Source organism: Photobacterium carnosum, from assembly GCF_021236965.1.
In the GTDB taxonomy this organism is placed as follows: Bacteria; Pseudomonadota; Gammaproteobacteria; order Enterobacterales; family Vibrionaceae; genus Photobacterium; species Photobacterium carnosum.
Window position 1 is genome coordinate 243,495 of sequence record NZ_WMDN01000005.1, and the last position, 18,555, is coordinate 262,049.

Here is an 18,555-nt window from a genome sequence, read left to right on the forward strand (position 1 = left end):
CTCATCAAAGCTAAATAATCATCAAGGCACAATATATTGTTAATCCGCGGGATAAATTGCCCCTAATTGCGCTAAACGACTGGCTCCAGTCACTTCGGGTAAATTACCTGATTGATGATGCATGGTGCGATACGCAAGCCATGCAAACGCCATTGCTTCCATGTTATCAATATCTACACCACGATCTGCGGTTGTCATAACCTGCCAGCTTGGTAGCAATTCTGCAAGTCGCTGCATTAAAATCGGGTTATGAGCGCCACCACCACAGACTAATAGTTCATTTGGTGTAACGGCAGGGGTTAGGCCTGTTTTTTTAACGTCATTAGCAATAGTTTGCGCAGTATATTCAGTGAGTGTTGCTTGAATATCACAAGCAGAGAGTTGCAGCTCAGCAATAGTGGGATCTGCTAAATACTGTTGTAACCATGTTAGGTTAAATAATTCTCGGCCAGTACTTTTAGGGGCTGATAGCTGCAAATATGGTTCAGACAATAAGCGAGTTAATAATACGGAACTCACCGTCCCTAAACGGGCCCAATTACCATTGTCATCATAACTTTTTTGCTGGTGGAGGTTGATCCATGCATCCATCAACATATTACCAGGGCCAGTATCAAAGCCTGTTACCGCTTTATTGGGTTCTAATACGGTAATGTTAGCAATGCCGCCAATATTTAAAATAACCCGAGTACATTGGGTTGTACTAAAAAGTTGTTGATGGAAAGCGGGTACTAGCGGTGCACCTTGACCACCTAATGCCATGTCTTTGCGGCGAAAATCAGCCACCGTTGTAATACCTGTTTTGGCGGCAATAATATTGGCATCACCAATTTGCATCGTAAACGCATATTCTGTATGGGGAGAATGAAAGACGGTTTGACCGTGGCTACCGATGGCGGTGATATCTGTTGCAGCAGTCTTGGTTTTATTCAGTAGTGCTAATACAGCATCAGCAAAAAGATGACCTAAACGGTGGTCTAGCTCACCTAATGTTTGTAAATTTGTTGGTTGGCCTAAACAAATGTCTAATAACGATTGTTTAAGATTATTACTCATAGCAAAGGGATGCGAACCAAGTAATCGAATATTATTGTTGTCAATTTCTACGAGAACAGCATCAACGCCATCCATGCTAGTGCCTGACATTAAACCAATATATTTTTCCATCGCAGTTCCCACTGTATTTCAATTTAACGGAAGGTGTGTGTTATTCCCGTTAAGCAGTTAATTATACTGTTCGAAGTATAAGCTATGCAGTCACTCTAATCAGAAGTGACTGAGAAATAAAGTAGCGATGGAATATTTAAGCTAATTGTTTTAGTGCATTACACTGCGAGAGGCTGCAAGACTATTAGATCCTTGCTGTTGAACAACACTGTTCATTTTATTCGCAAATTCAGCTAATTCATGGCTCACCGCAGAGCTAGCAATAATCGCATCATCAAGATCGAAAATTTCAATCATATGGCCAGTTGTACCGTCATCATAAGTGCCTGAAACAAAATGAATGGCAGTATCAGTTAGAATTGAACGGCCATAGGTATTCTCGACTAAACGCATCCAGTGGATTAATTCATCATGATTTTCTATGATTTTTGAGTGCATTAACACTGATCCTTTTGCATTGGAGGCATACATTGAGGGGACCGATTGTCCTTTATTTTGTGATGACCTTTTATGCGTTAAGTGTATCAGTACTGTTCAAATGATAACTTTAGCGCTATTGCAAAAATAAAGGCTAAAAAAATCAAAAAGTGACAAAAACGCACATTTTCTTAAAATTTCCTAATTAATCAATACTTTAAGAGTTAAAATTTGCTATTACGTAGTCAATAAATGCTCTTAATCGGGCTGGCATAAATTTAGTTTGGGCATATTGAAGCGCAATATCGCCGTGATAATTACCACGAATCGTCCATGCAGGTAATACTTGTATAACCGCACCTGTGAGCAAAGCATCTTTGATCACAAAATCAGGGAAAATACCAATCCCTAAGTTATCTTTTACACCATTAAGTCGCATTTGAGAGTGATTAACCGCATAACGACCACTTACGGTAACGCGATGGCGTGTATGTTGTTGTTCAAAATCCCAAATATTGTCAGTATTGGTTTCCCCTAAATACAAACAATCATGATGGACAAGATCTAGTGGTGTTTTGGGCGTGCCACGTTGTGCTAAGTATTCAGGGCTGGCACATAGCATTAGATCGACTTTACCTATTTGCTTTAAAACTAAATCCTCACTGGGCTTTTCAGTGAGCCTAAATACCACATCAATCCCTTCTTTTATAATATCAATATCGCCATCACGGGCTTTAAGCTTTAATTGAATATCAGGGTATTGGGTTAAAAATGGCGTTACTAAAGGTTGCAATACAATCGCTAAAAACGCTTTGGGAGCCGCGACGGTAATCATGCCCGCAGGCACAATTGGCTCTGAATGTGAGATTTCAATCGCTTGTTTAGCGGCATCAAACATTATCGTACATTGGTTATAAATACGTTTACCCGACTCACTGATCATTAATGTACGCGTAGTACGTTCTAATAATTTAACGGAAAGTGCAGTCTCTAAGCGTGATATTTGTTTACTCAACGCAGAAGGGGTGACATTGAGCTTTTTAGCTGCCGCAGTATAACTGCCTTCATCAACCACCACGATAAATACCGCCAGATCTGGCATTAGTGCGATTAGCTTATTAGTTTCCATTCATTTGTGCCTGAGAGTCAATAATCATTTTCCATGGTATGGGATAATACTGTGGTTAGGTTTGAATTAGAATGCTGAAAAGTGACCAATTAAGTTCTAGTTCAAAGTGTTGATAAAAAGCACCAAATAGTTAGCGATTTTCAAATAAAAAAGGTGTAAAAGGAAAGTTACTCCCTAGACTTCGATATTTAATGCTGCTGTTGCAGGATGTTATTGGTCTGAAAGAGTAGCTTTTAGGTTTTATTAGCAATTGCGCTTAGTTACCATCCAATAAATCTGTGAGGAACACATGTCTTCTGCATTCTATAAGCAAATTAATCAGCAAATTGAAGATGTTAAAGCTGAAGGACTATACAAATCTGAGCGTATTATTACATCTGCACAACAAGCAGCCGTAACGATCCAATCGGGTGAAGAAGTATTAAACTTCTGTGCAAATAATTACTTAGGTTTAGCTAACCACCCTGAATTGATTGCTGCTGCAAAAGCAGGTATGGATCAACACGGTTTTGGTATGGCATCGGTACGTTTTATTTGTGGTACACAAGACGCGCATAAAGAATTAGAGCAAAAACTATCGAATTTCCTAGGAATGGAAGACACCATTCTTTATACCTCATGTTTTGATGCGAATACGGGTCTATTTGAAACGATTTTAGATGCTGAAGATGCCATCATTTCAGATGCACTAAACCACGCCTCTATTATTGATGGTGTACGTTTATGTAAAACCATGCGATTCCGTTACTCAAATAACAATATGGAAGAGCTTGAGCAACAATTGATCGCAGCCAAAGAAGCGGGCGCACGTAATACATTGATCGTAACTGACGGTGTGTTTTCAATGGACGGCGTAGTGGCTAACTTGCCTGCTATCTGTGATTTAGCCGAGAAATATGGCGCACTTGTGATGGTTGATGACTCACACGCTGTCGGCTTTATGGGTGCTAATGGTCGTGGTACACACGAGCACCATAATGTAATGGATCGTATTGATATCATTACAGGTACGCTGGGTAAAGCAATGGGTGGCGCATCAGGCGGTTACACGTCGGGTAAGAAAGAAGTGATTGATTGGTTACGCCAACGTTCACGTCCATACTTGTTCTCAAATTCTGTTGCGCCAGCGATTGTTGCCGCATCAAACCGTGTTATTGATCTATTGGCTGAAAGTGGTGATTTACGCGATAACCTATGGATTAACGCAGCGCATTTCCGTACCCGTATGACAGATGCTGGCTTTACTATGGCAGGTGCTGATCACGCTATCATTCCAATTATGTTAGGTGATGCAAAAGTAGCAGCAGAATTTGCTGAGCGCGCACTCGCAAAAGGTATTTACGTCGTCGGGTTCTCATTCCCAGTAGTACCAAACGGTAAAGCGCGTATTCGTACTCAAATGTCAGCAGCACACACTCGTGAGCAACTTGATAAAGCGATTGATGTCTTTATTGAAGTGGGTAAAGAGATGGCGATTATTTAATTCGTTTTTCGTTATTAACATCGGTACGGCCTTAATAATTCGTTAAGGTCATTGTATAGAACATCATTAAACGGTTGTTCTAGCTTTATGGAATAAGTGTTATGAAAATCAAAGCTCTGTCTAAATTAAAGCCTGAAGAAGGTATCTGGATGACTGAAGTAGATAAGCCGCAAATGGGGCATAATGATCTACTTATTCGTATTAAGAAAACAGCTATTTGTGGTACAGACGTACATATCTACAACTGGGATGAGTGGTCACAAAAAACCATTCCTGTACCTATGGTTGTGGGTCATGAATATGTGGGCGAAGTTGTAGGCATGGGACAAGAAGTCCGTGGCTTTAACTTAGGCGACCGTGTTTCTGGTGAAGGCCATATTACCTGTGGACATTGCCGTAACTGTCGTGGCGGCCGTACCCATTTATGTCGTAATACTGTTGGTGTTGGCGTTAACCGTGAAGGTGCGTTTGCAGAGTTTTTGGTTATTCCAGCATTTAATGCGTTTAAAATTCCAGATGATATCTCAGATGATTTAGCTTCGATTTTCGACCCATTTGGCAACGCGGTTCATACTGCATTATCGTTTGATCTTGTGGGTGAAGATGTATTGATCACCGGTGCTGGCCCAATTGGTATTATGGCAGCCGCGGTTGCAAAACATGTTGGTGCTCGCCATGTTGTGATCACCGATGTTAACGAATACCGCTTAGATCTTGCACGTAAAATGGGTGTAACTCGCGCCGTTAACGTTGCCAATGAAAACCTAACTGATGTTATGGATGAGTTAGGCATGAAAGAAGGCTTTGATGTTGGTTTAGAAATGTCAGGCAATCCAATGGCATTTAACAGCATGTTATCGAGCATGAACCACGGTGGTAAGGTTGCATTACTTGGCATTCCACCATCAGACATGAGCATTGACTGGACACAAGTTATCTTTAAAGGCTTAATTATTAAAGGTATCTACGGTCGCGAAATGTTTGAAACATGGTACAAAATGGCAAGCTTGATTCAATCAGGCCTAGATCTAACGCCAATCATTACTCACCATTATAAGATTGACGATTTCCAGCAAGGCTTTGACGTTATGCGTTCAGGCATGTCAGGTAAAGTTATTCTTGATTGGGAATAAGTTAAACTATCAGAAAGGTGTTATCGATCTGATTACTTTATAATGTTCTAATTAAATGCCCCAAGAGTATCTTGGGGCATTTTTTATTCCAGCATATATATAATTATATTTTATAAGGGTATAGTCTGATAAGGATAATCATTCCCCTATGATTATTACTCCAGCTTTAGTTAGAATGTTATAACCAGAAAAATAGTGAGTATCAATAAAAAGTTATCAGGTATTTTTAGTTTTGTGTTGATCAACGGTTAATAGCGCAAACCCTTTCTTTTAAGGAATGGATAGCAACCATCATTCGCTTGCGAATGATATTGTACTATGTGGAAGCCCCTTCATTTATGGAGGGGAGGATGTCCACTAAACATCGATAACTTAGTTATAAATAATTCACCTTTAACTATTTACTAATGACTGGAAATATAAATAATGCTATTTTTAATTAATGTATTTATTGGTACCTTGTTTAGGCTAAATGTTACTGTATTGCTGATTTTTTATCTTTATTCTAATGTGAAGGTAGTTGTTAGTAATATATTTATAATATAAATATTTTTCTATTTCTCCTAAACGTGACTTAACTTTATTCACCTATTTATAGCGTTTTTTTAATGATTTTCCATTGGTGTGATATCTGTTAAATACATATTAAAAGATAGTACCAAATAATACGAGCATTTTTTTGTGACTACAGTCACATAACAAGCTGATATAATGGGTATTTTATATGAAATGGCCGTTAATTGTTATACATTTGGTCTAATGGTTCTTAAGTGAGTCTAATCGTCGTTAAACCTTATAATAGTTGCTTAAGTTTATATTGTTAAGTGTATGAAATTGAACAACTATCTTTGGTGTTGTTGGATTGCAGTATCTGATTTATTTGGTACGGATTACTTTAGTTTCTTGGATGAATTAATATTTGGAATAATAGATATTCGTTTGTTTATTACAATATTTTTATTCTTAATAGGTATCCATGTGTTTGGAAGTAAAAGTATTCTAATTTGGTATGTGTATTAAATGATCTGTTGGTCAATAATATAAATAGGGTGTATTGATATGATTTTTTATTATTTTAAAGTTGATGTGTTAATAGATTTCTATATTTTTAAGGGTGAATAAAATGGAACAATATATCCTCGAACATCTTATCAACTCTGATTCATTAATATTCGAAGTTATAATGATTTTTTTTCAACTTATCCTTGAAATGAAATCTACGGGGAAACTTTTTTATATCAGTATTCCAGTTGCAATATTTTTCTCAACCGCAGTTGTTTGGTTAATTAAAGTTATTGCAAGAAATATTAATAATACTTATGAAGCTGGAGTTGGTTTCGTTATTGGGTCATTTTTTTCATTCGTAACAACATTCGCTGCAGTTCTATTTTTATTTTCTCTTCAGTTTACAGAGCCCGTAGTGAAAGTAGTTATTAAGGGGTGGGAATTATCACTTATGGCTAATACTGATTGGAGAGATAAAACCTTTCGTGAAGCATACGAAAATGTAGCAGATTTAAAAACAGAAAATGGACGCCAGCTTGAGAACTTTGACAGTTATCCTCACCCAGAACAAGGTGGGTCTAGTATTCCAACGCATTCAGAAAAAGCTCAATTAGTCGCGACTAATACTTATCTTATTGCCGCTGAGAATAATTTTGAAAAAACAATGCCATTTTTAAGCTGGATTCTTACGGCTAAATCAGGCACAGCCAAATCTGATATTTTGAACGATATGAAGCAACATTTTTCTAAAAATAATTCAAGTTATCTAGTGAGTGATGCATATAAAATCGCAAGCGATCGTATTTCAAAAGCACTATTATAACAGTCTGGAAGAATTATGATTGTTGGTTCAATTTTAGTTTTTATTACTTGGCTATTAATACAAATAATTGTTATCGGTCTTATTTCATGGATAGCACTTAGAAGTATAAAAGAAAACTTTAGCGTCGTTAAAGTAGTATAAAACGTTAGATATTAATAAATAAAAAGCATGGCTTATATAGGCCGTATAGGGATTTAAGATGGCTCAAAAGAATACGTTGTTGGTTGGTATCGGTGGAACCGGTTGTGAAGTTGTTCGCGATTTAAAGAAAAAACTTCATGTTGAATGGAGAGCCCGCGGAGCTGAAGATAAACAAATACCTGATATGTTCGAGTTCAAGGAAAATATTGGGGTTGAGCATATTTCACGTATTGCAACATTGAGTATCGATTCTCATGCTGATGATTTAGCCGGACAAGGTAAACGTAGTGAGTGGGTTAGCCTTGGTGATGATATTACCTTAATGGGGCGTGAACAAGTATTGTTAAAAAGTGCTTCTGTTATGGATACTGCGCAAAATCTTGATCTCTATTCTGGCGTGTCTCCGTGGTTACGCAGAGAAGATGAAAAGAAACATTTAACAAATATTACCGTCGGTCTTGAGCCTGACTGTGGTTGTAATCAATTACGTCGATTAGGTCGTTTAGCACTTGCGAGTGGAGATAATATAGACAATATCATTAGTGGTGTTGCAAATCGTCTCGAACGTCTTTCTGGCAATGGTGGCGAGTTTGTTGTTGATATTCATGTGGCTGGCAGTATTGCTACTGGTACTGGCGGTGGCACAATGCTTGATATTGTTGCCCAACTCCAGTCGTACTTAAGTAATACGTCATGGCGTTCGAATATTTATATTCATGCTTTTACAACAGCTGCCGATGTAGGTGATAAGAATACAGGTCGATTTTATATTAACCAATATGCGGCTTTAAAAGAATATAACGCTTTTAATCGTTCGCTATACAAGCCATGGGATATCAGGAACCCACCGCAGCCAAAACGTTTGTCAATCAAGCCTGTTGATGCTGGTGCCGATGATACGAATTATTACGATCTTAAACAAACATACAAGTCGTTATTCTTAGTAACGGATACGACAGATCGTGGCACGAAAGCGAGTTTACCTGAACAAATTGATAGTACCGCTGAATTACTTTTCCAGTTGTCTGTTCGACAGTTGGGTGATTTACCTAACTCTATTCGCCAAGCTTTATCAAACGAAGATAATCCGGAAACAACGGATGAAGGTTTTACAGGTACGCGCTCGATGAAAAATGGTGCCTATGGCGTCCATCGCGTATCTATCCCTGAAACTAAAATTCGCCAGCGTTTATCGTCTTCTTTAGGCTTGCAGTTTAGTTTACAGCTTTTACATAATAATTGGGTTAAATCTTTCCTAGATAATCCATTAGCATTCAATGCTACTGCATTTGTCGGAGATTCAATTAAAGTCCTTGATGTAAGCAAAAACGACTTATGGTTAGATAAAACTGTTGGTAATACCAAAGACGACAATGAAATTGATTTTGCATCTTATCAACAAGATTGGCGATCTACGCTTGAAAAAATAGAGCAAGAAGCAATAGCTGCAAAATCGTATAAAGAAATGCAGCAGTGGATAACAGTATTTAACCGTGAAGCAGACAAACACTGGAATGAAACGTTTCGTCCGTTAGGTGATAACGGTGGAGTTGAGCGTTATTTTAGTCATCATGGTAAAAATATAGAAATAGATAAGCGTGCTGCACGTGTAAAAAAACATATTGAAGCAATAATACTCAATGGATTAGAAGATAACCTTGAAAATTATACTGTTAATAATCTCCCTGATATTGTAGATACGCTTATTAAGCGAATTGAAGAAGATGCTGCTGGATTTACCAAGAAACGTTCTGGTTATGAAAAGATGGCTGACATTGCACAAAACAAACGTAGTGCAATACATGACGAGATTAGAAAAATAGGAAAAATTGCTTATGCGGTAAGCGGTGGTGCAATTCGACTATTCTCGCAATATCAGGCAGAGTCAGTTAATTATTATGCTAACCGTACTTATGAACGTGCTGCTGCTTATGGTTCTGATTTTTGTATGGAATTATTAGATAATTTACGTTTACTGCGTAAAGATGTCGGTCAATTTAAGCTCAACATGGTGACGTTAAGGGACAACCTTGTTACTGAACTTATGATTGAGAAAGAGGAAAAAATAGGTATTGAAGATTGGATTAGCTGGGAAGAAATTAATGATTCTATCCAACAATACTTTGTGACCGATAAATCATTATTGGAGAAAAACAGCACTTCTATTTGGGAGAAACTTAAAGAATTACGTGGAGATAAAAAGACATTTCAAGCTTATAACCACTTTATGACGATTGATGATAAGACTAACGTTGTTCGTGGTGTTTTCCCAGACACAATAAGAAAAGAATCGTTACAATATAGTCATGTTTTTCATGCTGCTATTGTTGAGAAAAGTCCTAATTTCAAACCATTCTTTGGTCGAAATATCATCAAGGAGCTTTATGAAGAGTTTCATGAAGTTACACCTGCATTGGAAGAAATTGTTCGAGGATGGATTAAAAAATCAAGCCCGATGGTTGCTTTTGATAGTGGACAGCCACGTCCTAATGTACCAAAACCAGGACCAAGAAAACGTCGTCTATTGTTAATACCTGCATGTAAAGACGTACCCGCATCGTTCAGTGAAGCATTGCAGTACTGTGCAATAGGTATGATATCTAATAGTGATGGTGAGATATTGGTTAAAGTTATTCCTGAAGAGCGTTGTCCTAATGAAATTAGTGCAATGACAGTTGCATTCTTTTTTCCTATTCGCCAAGCAGCAGTCACGTCAGCATTGAAGACGCATTATGATAAAGCTATGCTTAGTAATGATGGAAAATTTATTTTTTATCAATGTCATAGTGAATCAAGTCAATTTTCTGATTTGATGTTGCCAAGTCGTGCTGAAGAGTTGGAATTACAGCTGCCTTCGGTATTAGTTGCAGCGGCCATGGGTTTTATGCAATTACCTGATGATGTAGATTTACCTATTTATTTTGGTACTCGACAAGATACTTTTAGTCCAATTGATAATCGAATTGATACTGGCTTTAAATTGACGAATGCGAATAAAGATATTGTATCACGTATGACCGAGCAATATGCCGTTGATGTTAGCCTTGAACTGGCTATTTTGTATTCTAATTATCATGAACAATTTGTTCGTGATAGTGGTTCTAAAACCAATGAACTCTTTAGTAAGGTTCAGATACAAACAGAAGATATCGTCCGCGCTGAAGCTAATATGAGTAACTACCAGAAATGGATCTTCCTTTTAGCAAAACGTAACGAAGAAGATGAAAAATATGGGAAATTCAAAGCCGCTATTCAAGATGCACTGAATCGAGTAATCCCTGAATTAAAAGAAAATCTATAAAAGGAGTTTATGATTATGACGACTGACGCTTTATATCGTTGTAAAAATACAGGCGGTCCTGATGGCGATTGTGAACATGCAGCACAAAATGAAGCTATTCCTGCATCTCTTGTAACCATCAATAATAATGGCGAAGCTATTTGCCCGGGTCAGACGGTTTTTGATGAGCCTTGTGGTGCTGTTTTAGAAGAAGTTATTCCGCCGAAGAAGGTCCCTTGGATGATGATCGCTTTTTCAAGTATTGCTGTACTTGTCGTTGCGGTTGCTATGTGGCTATTTTTGTTCAGAGGTGATGCGTTATTACGTGTAGATCAAACCTCTTTTGTACTTTCTCCAGGAGAGTCTACTAAAGTTGAGGTTTTTAATGATGGTGAAGTGAACTTACAACTAGGTGATATGAAGTTTTCTAGTAATAATTTTAGTACTGAGAAAACAGACGATAGCTTAGATATTGCACCTGGTAATAGTGGATACTTTTACGTTAAATTTGCTCAAAATGCTCAGGATAGTATTAAAGGTTCGATGACCATTTATTCTAATAGCTCAGGCGAGCCTGTTTCGATTGAACTTATTGGTAATGCTAAGCCTTGGCGTATATCTGAAAAGCTTAATAGTACTTCAACAATTTTGGATAAGGAATAAGGCTAATGAACAAGAATAAAATTTCTTTATCCAAATGTATTTCGTTAGGTATAGCAGGATTATTTACCCTTTCAGGGGAAGCATATGCGAGCAGTTACTCTGATTTGTTATCGACAATGCAGGTACGTCAAGTTGCGTTAGAAAAAGAGCAGATATCAAGTGATTCTTGTTTAGGTGAACGCTTAGATGGTCTTTTGAAGATTAACTATAACTGTTCATCAGAAGTCAGTGCGTTAGCGGAGTCTGAAAATAACGATCGAACTGCGCTTTATACTTTGATGGCAGCCTCTTTGAAAACAGATAAGCAAACTGTTGGTATTCAGTGGGCTAAACAGCGACATCCTAAATATATACAGGGTGTTGTTCGGGAAGTTCGGTTGGAGGATGGTACCACGACATTTTGGAATGGTATCGGTGAGCATCCTGATGAAAATAACATTGATAGAGTTCTTACTAAGCAGTTTGCTAAATTATATGCAAGCCCAACGAAGTCAGCTGACGTTTTAAGAGATAACCTTCCTTTATATGAAGCTTTTGGTGTTATTAAGCAAGAGAATAAAAATGGAAAGCGTTGGTATCAGGTGACTGAAGAGTATGTTCCTAAGCAGAAACCAAGTAATTGGGAACCAAAAACTATTGGTTGGATTTCTGAAGAAGATGCTATTTCATGGAAACGCGCATTGGTGATGCGTTTTACTAACTCTTTAAATAGAGATCCGTCTGTTATTTTTGAAACGGCAGAGGATGCTGTTGCCTTGATGAAAGCGAATAAAATGGAGAGAAACAAGCAACTTGATAAGTTATATGCTGATTTTGAATCAGGTAATGTAAATCGAACTAGTGGTGCTTTAGCCATAGAGCCGACGGTTGGTCAAAGCCAAGATCAAATCGTGATGTATCCGCTACTTGATTTCTATAAATCAAACTCAGAAGAGTTGTATATGGATGGTCAATTTGCTCATTTGTTAGAGGTCGCGGCACAAACACGGAATGGCGCAAATCAAGATAGCATGGGTAATGTTCCGATTGATATTGTGTTCGTTATGGACTTGACCAGTTCAATGCAACCTTATTTAGATCAGTTACTTTCTGTTGTTAAGAAGTTTGTACTTGATACGAATGGGCAAGATATTCGTTTTGGTTTTATTGGCTATCAAGACAAAGATAAAGAGAGAAAGTTTGCCTTTTCACAAAAAGATTTTACGCACAGCGGTGTTCTTAGCCCATCAGACTTTGTGACAATATTAAGTAAAGTAGAGGCTCAGAAAATACCGGTTAAATCAGATGATATTCCAGAGGCGGTATTGGATGGTGTAAACCTTGCGCTTGATTCTAAGCAATGGCGAGATAAAAGTGCAAAGACAATTATTCTGATCGGGGATGCTCCGGGACGAGAAGACAATATCAGTATTAAGGAATTAAGAGATAAATCTTATACTCGTAAAATTCCTATTTACTCACTATATATTGATGCATCTAAAGGTGCTGTTAAATATTCAAAGATAGGTAAAAAACAGTATAAGCAACTTTCATCAACTTATGAAGGGGCATATGGAACCAGTCGTGAAATTCCACACTTATCAGTGATTGATGGCGGCTCTCCTGTAGCGTTTGCTAATACTGTCGCGAGTGGGTTGAATGATGCCAAAGAAATCTTTGATACGTTTGGAACTCAAAAAACGGGCGAAATGAAAACCAAAGAAGGTTCTGTTGCTGAATTGCTTTTCCAGCAGGCAGATTTGTTACTTGCAGATCCTACAATGCCAGATAACGCAGTTGTTGGCTGGGTTGCAGATAAAGTGATGAATGCACCTGGCCGTGAAGCGTTAGCTCCAATGATTTTACTTAATGAAGTTGAGTTAGATGAACTGGAACAACGTGTGCAAGAGTTGAAAAATATTGGTGAGATGGCAATGCGAGGTGATAGCGGTACGACTCTTGATTTCTTCGATCTTGTCAGTGATAACACCCGTTTTACGATGGTTGATCCTTCAGCAGTTAATTTCCGAGATGCGTTCTCTGCACCATTAGGAATGAATAATCTTCCTTATGATAGTGACATCATGGCAACGACGAGAGAAGAGTTTCAGAGTATGGATCGAGTGCAAGCATTTGTTCGTTCTATGAACAATAAATTACGTCATTATGAAGATCTTAAACGTCAGCAGGGTAACTCAAACGTTTGGAAGAAGCTAAGTATGGGGACGAGCGAGCGAGATCGTGTCGTTGGTGTTGAGTTGAATCAGTTGCCATAACGATGAAAAAACTAAGTAAGAGATTGATTCTTACTGGAGTAGAAAAAAAACTGGGGGATTTGGATCATAATATCACGATCCAAATTCCCAGTTTTGAACTACGTCAGAAAGAGATTGTTGCTATTGTTGGTTCCAATGGATGTGGGAAGTCAACAATGCTCGATATAATAGCAATGCTGTGTAAGCCAGATAAGGCTGAGAAGTTTATTATTTGTTCGGATGACAGCGATGTTAGAGATGTACAATTATTGAACGAAAAGGATATAAATAAACTTCGACGTAATAATATCGCTTATATTTTACAAAGTGGTGGCTTATTAGAGTTTTTAACGTTACGGCAGAATATATCGCTTGTAACAAGACTAAAAAAAGGAAAACAAGCCGACTTTAACGAAATTGTAGATAGTCTAGGGATAGAGAAACTTCTTAATAAAAAACCGTTACAACTTTCAGGTGGGCAACGACAAAAAGGGGCCGTTGCAAGAGCTCTGATTCAACAGCCAGATATTATCTTGGCAGATGAACCAACTTCGGCAATGGATTCTTTGAGCGCGGTTCGGTTGATGGAAAATTTAACGACACGAGTCCGAAATTCTGGTTCGAGCTTGATCCTCGTTAGCCATGATAGTTCATTGGTTCAAGATTTTGCCAATAGAATTTATCGTTTTTCTGTAAGACAAGTGAATGATGAAACTATCTCAACTCTTCATGAAGAAGGGAATTTGGGTGATTGAGGTTAGCGATGTTAAAAGATTACTTATATATCACGATATTAGCGTTTAGGGATATTAGCCATGAACGTATTTTATCGTTGTGTATGGTATGTTCACTCGGTGCTATTTTTACACCAATAATTATTTTATTAGGGTTACAACAAGGGATTATTGGCAATATGTTGGATACGCTTGAAAGCGATCCGGCTAGCCGACTTGTTCGACCTAAGTTTATGTCACAAAGTCCTATTCCGTTAGATATGTTAGAAGTTATTCGCCAATCTGGAATAGCATTTATTCCTTCTGAGACATCACATTTACTCTTAGATGTTAAAGGACTACATGATTCTATTAATGTAGTGCCTAGTTCAAAGCAAGATCCTTTTGTTATTCAATCAAATCCTATTGGTATTGGCGATGATATTCAATGGGTAGTTATATCGGAACCACTGAGTAAAAAAGTAGGGAAGTTTAAAGGGGATAAATTAACCTTGTTGTTAAGACGAACGACAAATGCGAATTATCCTGAAGAAGTTCCGATGGATTTTACAATAGTCGGTGTTTTAGATTCTGAAATGATGCCTGATGTGAAAATTTATCTTCCGGTTGCTGTCTTTAATGATATTTATCATTGGCGCAAAGGGTATGAGATATCAGATCTCGGTTTAATGGGAAATCGAGAAAATAATTTTCATCCAGAATATGATGGTGTGATAACTGGATTTTCTTTTAAAAAACCGAAAGATGAAGATTTTCGACAGATGCTTGCTGGTAGATTACCTTTTAGTTCTATGCCTAAAGTTTATACAGAGTTAATGAGTACTCAGAAAAATAGTGATTGGCGACTTTGGCAAACTGTTAATAATACGATCACAGCATCAGATATACAGGTACTTAATAATGCGCTGTTAAATTATGGTTATGATCCTCAACTTGTTCCTTATATTAAAGATATAGAACTTGAACTAAATAAATTAGATATATCGAAAAAATGGCAGATATATATGCTGCCAGAAATGTTGTCTCCTCGTTGGGATGAAGATTCTAAACCAATACTTTATATTTCTAATGAGGATCGAAGTTTTTCAGGAGAGCAACAATTACTATTAAAAACAGGTGTAAAAGAGAACAAGATAACTATTCCTGTTTTTTTAGAAGTTTCAGAGAAAGTGCCGTCAGGATATATTGTCGCCAGCCATTATTTTTCGGGTTTGTTGCGCACTGCTGAGCGGCTAGGCGCAAATTATAACCGTGACCAACATGCTTTTTCTTTAAGTGGTACAGAACAAGTACGTTATTTTCGAGTGTACTCAGAATCAATAGAACAGCTTGATGCATTAGTTCAAACGGTCAAGCATGTTGGTGATGATCTTGGCCTTAACGCTCTAAAAGAACCTGTTTCACGGTTATATGAAGTACAGAAAATACGTACATTATCAGATTATATGAAAAAGATTTATTTTCTTATTGCAACGATTTCTGGTGTATCTACTGTTTTTGCTGTGAGTGCTTCTGTTTATGCGACTGTACAGAGAAGACGAAAGGATTTGGCCTATTTAAATATGTTGGGAGTAGATAAGAGTACGATTATCTTTTTTCCATTTATTAAGAGCATGATTTTAATTTCTATTGGGTTGGTGATTTCATTTATGGCATATTGGATATTTGGAGTATTAGCATCTCATTGGTTTGTTGATCTATTAGGTGAAACAGAGTCATTAACTCGATTAAAAGTAGATCATATATTATCTCTTATTGTCATTATTCTTTCTTTAGGCGGAATAAGTTCTTTATTAGCTGGTGGTTTTATTAACCGAATGGACTCGCAAAGGTATATTCATGAATAAATACATACCCGTATTAACTGCTTTATTATTTTTTATTGTGTCTTTTTTAAGTTCTAAATTATATGCAAATGAAACTATTGAATTTAAATTACCCGATGATATATCACTTAAATTCCAACCTATTTATTTAGGGCTTGATGGAAATAAAGTGTTTTCTTCAAAAAGAGTCAAGCTTGGTTCTCGAGATGGTAATGATGTCAGCTATAAAGAACGACTTTCAACGACAAATTTAGGTGGTTCATTCATTGGTGTGAGTGATAATGGTAAAAAAGAATGGTTGTATTATCTGGGACAAACCGAGGTATCAGAACAGCAATGGAATGCAGTTATGCGTTGGTGGCAACATGAGAATCAACTTATAGTTGATCCTATAATTAATTCTAAGTTGCCGCAAACAGGAAAAACAGCAGCTGAAATATTTGCGTTTATTGAAGCTCTTAATGTTTTAATGCTGAAAACTGACAGAGAATCTTTGCCAAAAAATGGTAATGCGATTGCTTATTTTCGTTTACCAACAGAAGTCGAGTGGGCATTTGCTGCACGTGGAGGTAATAAAGTATCGTCAAGTGTGTTTGACCGACCGTATCCATATGTTGATGAAAACCAGAGCATGACGCTTGCGGGCTATGAATGGCATAGGGGGTCTTCTGGTAAAAAGATGAAAGAAATTGGTTCTGAGCATATTAAGCCAAACCCTTTGGGGCTTTACGATATGCTAGGTAATGCTGAAGAGCTTACTTTTGGTGTTTTTGGACATGATTTCCTTTTTGCACGATTTGGTGGATTAGTTATTCGTGGTGGGAATTACACTACAGATCCAAGAGATCTAAAGGTATCAAGTCGTACAGAGTATGATGGTTATAATGCTAATGGAGACTTAATTCGTTTATCTAAAGTTGGTTTCCGTTTAGCTTTAGGAACATTAGTAAGCGAAACTGGATATTCAAATGAAGAATTAGATGGCGGTTATGACGACTATCTAAGTAGTGATAGTGGCGTTAGCCAACCAACGGCATCTGGTAATACTAGTCTTTCACAACAAGCTATTAATGATCAAATTAGTCATTACAATACTGAAAGTGAGCGCTTAGTAGAAGAAAACAACAGTCTTCGGCAGCAAAATTCGCAGGTTGAATCTGACTTTATTGTATTAAAAGGGAATTTAGAGCAAAAAAAAGTTGATATAGATGCTATATCTAGAGAACTTGACGCAGAGAGAGCTAAAAATGTTGATTTGGCTAAGTTAGCGGATATAAGTTCACTTGAGAATAAGTTTGATATTCTTATAGACAGTAAAGATTCCGAAATATCTCGATTACATTCTGAAATAGACAAATTAAAACAGAACGTTAGTCAGCAAACTATTGTACTTAGTAATGCTGAGTTATCAAAAAAACAAATGATTAGCTTGCAGCAACGAGTTAATGATGCTGAACGCAGGGATAGCACTGCAAATTTTGAAATTGAAAAGAATAAAAAGCGAATTGTTGTTGCTGAAAAACGTCTTTTAGAAGCCCTAACTCGCGTTGCAGGTTATAACTTATATAGTGCCTGGCGGAATTTAGAAACAATAGAGAAAAAACGGAAAGTATCAAAAGACCCAAAAATTTGGAGAATTAACAAACTTGAAGCTGAAAATATGCTGAAAGAATATCGCAGATATATTATTCAAATTGTTGATAATACTGATCATACTCTTTTTCCTGAAGTAAAAGATGAACTTGTTCATTGGTTGAAAGAAAATAAGGTAAGTAATCAACAGATCAAGGGTATGGATCTATTAGAAAGGCATCTTCATGAAGTTCGCGAAGGTAAGTACTTACAGGTAGACGAATTATATAAAAATCTTCGTTATGAGCCTGAAATGGGAGTGTAATAATGAATTGTAATGGAATAACTAAATTATCTGTACTTTGTGTCTCTTTGTTTATGATTGGAGGTTGTACTTATCATAAGGCGATGAATGAGCAAGGAAGAAGGCAAGCGATAATAGAAGTTAATTTAGCTCAAGAAAAGCAGGTTACGACAAAACAAGAGATAGAAAAGTTAAAATTAGAAAAAGATCTTGTATTATTAAAATCAGAGATTTTATCTATCGATCAAGAGATTGCGAAGATAAAAGCTAAAACAGAAAAAATAAAACTTGATAATAAGAAGAATGCTCAAAAGTATTACAAAAATCAACTATCGATGTTAGAAAAGACAAAAGTTGCCCTTAAGAAGGATATTAGCGAGAAGGAAAAAATATTAGCTGTATTATAATATATGCATTTAAAGGTATTAATTTTTTCAGTTCATAAGTATCCTTTAAGTAAACTGGATGCTTATGGACATATAAATATAGCAAATGTTATATAATATTTACAGGGTTGTTGTGGCTTAATGAACTTGTACACCTAAATAGGATAAAATATTCTTAATGTCAAAATGGTGTACATAATGAAAAAAGCTCGAACAACTTATTCAGTCGCATTCAAGCATGATGCTGCCAATTTAGTC

General features: G+C 36.9%; 13 protein-coding genes. 10 read left to right on the plus strand and 3 right to left on the minus strand.

Going from position 1 to position 18,555, the window contains the following annotated elements:
- Window positions 1–39: 39 nt before the first annotated feature.
- The 3 genes from GLP24_RS07640 to GLP24_RS07650 form a co-directional block, all read right to left on the minus strand.
- On the minus strand, window positions 40–1,167 hold the full coding sequence (locus GLP24_RS07640) for an anhydro-N-acetylmuramic acid kinase (protein WP_221945608.1): 1,128 nt from the start codon (window positions 1,165–1,167) through the stop codon (window positions 40–42).
- A 150-nt stretch (window positions 1,168–1,317) separates the two neighbouring features.
- Window positions 1,318–1,605 (minus strand): hypothetical protein, encoded by a 288-nt coding sequence (locus GLP24_RS07645; RefSeq protein ID WP_101770294.1) that lies wholly within the window; start codon window positions 1,603–1,605, stop codon window positions 1,318–1,320.
- Between the two features lie 196 nt (window positions 1,606–1,801).
- On the minus strand, window positions 1,802–2,713 hold the full coding sequence (locus GLP24_RS07650) for a LysR family transcriptional regulator (RefSeq protein WP_045038660.1): 912 nt from the start codon (window positions 2,711–2,713) through the stop codon (window positions 1,802–1,804).
- A 289-nt stretch (window positions 2,714–3,002) separates the two neighbouring features.
- Here GLP24_RS07650 and GLP24_RS07655 point away from each other — a divergent pair, with 289 nt between their 5' ends.
- The 10 genes from GLP24_RS07655 (at window position 3,003) to GLP24_RS07700 (ending at window position 18,318) form a co-directional block, all read left to right on the plus strand.
- The gene (locus GLP24_RS07655; protein ID WP_232615805.1) at window positions 3,003–4,196 is read left to right on the plus strand and encodes a glycine C-acetyltransferase; all 1,194 of its coding nucleotides are present in this window, start codon (window positions 3,003–3,005) and stop codon (window positions 4,194–4,196) included.
- Between the two features lie 101 nt (window positions 4,197–4,297).
- Window positions 4,298–5,329: an L-threonine 3-dehydrogenase gene (gene tdh, locus GLP24_RS07660; RefSeq protein WP_232579565.1), complete on the plus strand. Its 1,032-nt coding sequence runs from the start codon at window positions 4,298–4,300 to the stop codon at window positions 5,327–5,329.
- A 1,123-nt stretch (window positions 5,330–6,452) separates the two neighbouring features.
- A complete protein-coding gene (locus GLP24_RS07665) occupies window positions 6,453–7,157 on the plus strand; it encodes a hypothetical protein (RefSeq protein ID WP_232615806.1) in 705 nt (234 codons plus the stop codon).
- 199 nt (window positions 7,158–7,356) lie between these two features.
- Complete coding sequence (locus tag GLP24_RS07670) at window positions 7,357–10,599, plus strand: tubulin-like doman-containing protein (protein WP_232599066.1); 3,243 nt, start codon at window positions 7,357–7,359, stop codon at window positions 10,597–10,599.
- 15 nt (window positions 10,600–10,614) lie between these two features.
- Complete coding sequence (locus tag GLP24_RS07675; protein WP_232615807.1) at window positions 10,615–11,241, plus strand: hypothetical protein; 627 nt, start codon at window positions 10,615–10,617, stop codon at window positions 11,239–11,241.
- A gap of 5 nt (window positions 11,242–11,246) precedes the next feature.
- Window positions 11,247–13,496 (plus strand): DUF1318 domain-containing protein, encoded by a 2,250-nt coding sequence (locus GLP24_RS07680; protein WP_232615808.1) that lies wholly within the window; start codon window positions 11,247–11,249, stop codon window positions 13,494–13,496.
- 2 nt (window positions 13,497–13,498) lie between these two features.
- Entirely contained in the window at window positions 13,499–14,230 is a 732-nt protein-coding gene (locus GLP24_RS07685; protein ID WP_101770302.1) for an ABC transporter ATP-binding protein, read from the plus strand.
- Between the two features lie 8 nt (window positions 14,231–14,238).
- Entirely contained in the window at window positions 14,239–16,056 is a 1,818-nt protein-coding gene (locus GLP24_RS07690) for an ABC transporter permease family protein (RefSeq protein ID WP_232615809.1), read from the plus strand.
- Window positions 16,049–17,932, plus strand: coding sequence for a formylglycine-generating enzyme family protein (locus GLP24_RS07695; RefSeq protein WP_101770304.1), 1,884 nt, complete (start codon window positions 16,049–16,051; stop codon window positions 17,930–17,932). The genes GLP24_RS07690 and GLP24_RS07695 overlap by 8 nt, the downstream gene beginning before the upstream one ends.
- Before the next feature lie 2 nt (window positions 17,933–17,934).
- On the plus strand, window positions 17,935–18,318 hold the full coding sequence (locus tag GLP24_RS07700) for a hypothetical protein (RefSeq protein WP_101770305.1): 384 nt from the start codon (window positions 17,935–17,937) through the stop codon (window positions 18,316–18,318).
- The last annotated feature ends 237 nt before the right edge of the window (window positions 18,319–18,555 follow it).

Excerpts from the sequence above, each read along its gene's own strand:
- GLP24_RS07640 (WP_221945608.1), bottom strand. The coding sequence starts at position 1,167 with ATGGAAAAATATATTGGTTTAATGTCAGGCACTAGCATGGATGGCGTT.
- GLP24_RS07645 (WP_101770294.1), bottom strand. The coding sequence starts at position 1,605 with ATGCACTCAAAAATCATAGAAAATCATGATGAATTAATCCACTGGATG.
- GLP24_RS07650 (WP_045038660.1), bottom strand. The coding sequence starts at position 2,713 with ATGGAAACTAATAAGCTAATCGCACTAATGCCAGATCTGGCGGTATTT.
- GLP24_RS07655 (WP_232615805.1), top strand. The coding sequence starts at position 3,003 with ATGTCTTCTGCATTCTATAAGCAAATTAATCAGCAAATTGAAGATGTT.
- tdh (WP_232579565.1), top strand. The coding sequence starts at position 4,298 with ATGAAAATCAAAGCTCTGTCTAAATTAAAGCCTGAAGAAGGTATCTGG.
- GLP24_RS07665 (WP_232615806.1), top strand. The coding sequence starts at position 6,453 with ATGGAACAATATATCCTCGAACATCTTATCAACTCTGATTCATTAATA.
- GLP24_RS07670 (WP_232599066.1), top strand. The coding sequence starts at position 7,357 with ATGGCTCAAAAGAATACGTTGTTGGTTGGTATCGGTGGAACCGGTTGT.
- GLP24_RS07675 (WP_232615807.1), top strand. The coding sequence starts at position 10,615 with ATGACGACTGACGCTTTATATCGTTGTAAAAATACAGGCGGTCCTGAT.
- GLP24_RS07680 (WP_232615808.1), top strand. The coding sequence starts at position 11,247 with ATGAACAAGAATAAAATTTCTTTATCCAAATGTATTTCGTTAGGTATA.
- GLP24_RS07685 (WP_101770302.1), top strand. The coding sequence starts at position 13,499 with ATGAAAAAACTAAGTAAGAGATTGATTCTTACTGGAGTAGAAAAAAAA.
- GLP24_RS07690 (WP_232615809.1), top strand. The coding sequence starts at position 14,239 with ATGTTAAAAGATTACTTATATATCACGATATTAGCGTTTAGGGATATT.
- GLP24_RS07695 (WP_101770304.1), top strand. The coding sequence starts at position 16,049 with ATGAATAAATACATACCCGTATTAACTGCTTTATTATTTTTTATTGTG.
- GLP24_RS07700 (WP_101770305.1), top strand. The coding sequence starts at position 17,935 with ATGAATTGTAATGGAATAACTAAATTATCTGTACTTTGTGTCTCTTTG.